Annotated in this window: 1 protein-coding gene; it reads left to right on the top strand. The window is 70.4% G+C overall.

The genetic code is table 11. From position 1 onward, the window contains the following. Window positions 1-1,496: response regulator (locus AC1D1T_RS32410; protein WP_477993458.1), on the top strand; the 1,496-nt coding region annotated here is incomplete at both ends.

Raw genomic sequence — 1,496 nt, 5'->3', positions numbered from 1 at the left:
GCCGGGCGATGGTCATCGACCCGAACCCGACCTCGCGCAGCATTCTTTCCGCCCAGCTGCGCGATTTCGGCGTCGGCACGGTCGCGCAATGCGGCCGCATCGAAGACGCCCGCAAGCAGCTGGAGGTGCGCCCGTTCGACGTGGTGCTGTGCGAGCACAGCTTCAGCGCCACCGGCTACTCCGGGCAGAACCTGCTCGACGACCTGCGGCGCAACCAGCTGCTGCCGCTGTCCACCGTCTTCATCATCGTCACCAGCGAAGCCTCGTACACGCTGGTGGCCGACGCCGCCGAGTCGGCGCTCGACAGCTACCTGCTGAAACCCCACACCGCGACCGCGCTCGGCGAGCGGCTGATGCAGGCGCGCCGGCGCAAGRAATCGCTGGGCGAGATCTTCCTCGCGATCGAGGAAGGCGATTTCGAGCGCGGCGCCGCGCTGTGCGCCGCCCGCTTCGAGCAGCGCGGCCCGTACTGGCTGTACGCGGCGCGCATCGGTTCGGAGCTGCTGCTGCGCGTGGGCAAGCACGACGCGGCGCGCCAGATGTTCGAGGCGGTGCAGAAGACCGGCGCGATCCCGTGGGCGCGCCTGGGCATTGCGCGCAGCCAGCTCGACGCCGGCCAGCCGGGCCCGGCGCTGCGCACGCTGGAAAGCCTGATCGGCGACCACCCGAGCTTCGTCGATGCGTACGACGTGATGGGGCGGGTGCAGGTCGAGCAGGGCGACCTGCAGAGCGCGCTCGACACCTACAAGCGCGCCACCGCGCTGACGCCCGGCTCGATCACCCGGCTGCAGAAGCACGGGATGCTCGCCTTCTACATGGGCGACCGCGACGAGGCGGGCCGCATGCTGGAGCGCGCCGCGTCGGTGGGCATCAGCTCGAAGATGTTCGACTACCAGACGCTGGTGCTGCTGGCCTTCACGCGCTTCCACCAGCGCGATTCGAAGGGCCTGCAGCGCTGCCTCGACAACCTCCAGCACGCGCTGGAGAAGGTGCCGCAGAGCCGCCGCCTGCAGCGCTTCACCGCGGTGGTCAACGTGTTCAACCTGATGCTGCAGAAACAGCTCGGCGCGGCGATCGCCGCGGTGCGCGAGATCACGCGCGAGCTGCGCGAACCGGGCTTCGACATGGAAGCGGCGTGCAACGTGCTGAGCATGCTGTCGCAGCTGACCGCCGCCGAGCTGAACCTGGACGGCGCCGACGACTGGGTCGACGCGCTGGCGCTGCGCTTCGCGAGCGCGAAGGGGCTGGCCGAACTGCTGGCGCGCACCGCCTCCRGCCACCCGCCGCACGCGCAGCGCGTGCGCGACGCGCAGCAGCGCATCAACGAGATGGCCGAGCAGGCGGTGTCGCACACGCTGTCGGGCGACCACCGCGGCGCCGTGCAGCTGCTGCTGGCGCATGGCGAGCGCACGCTGAACGGCAAGCTGATCGAGATGGCGCGCATGACCCTGCAACGCCACCACGAGAAGATCGCCGATGGCGGGCCGCTGCAGGAG

Source organism: Rhizobacter sp. P2_H3 (assembly GCF_056403355.1).
This window is presented reverse-complemented; position numbering and strand designations above follow the sequence as displayed.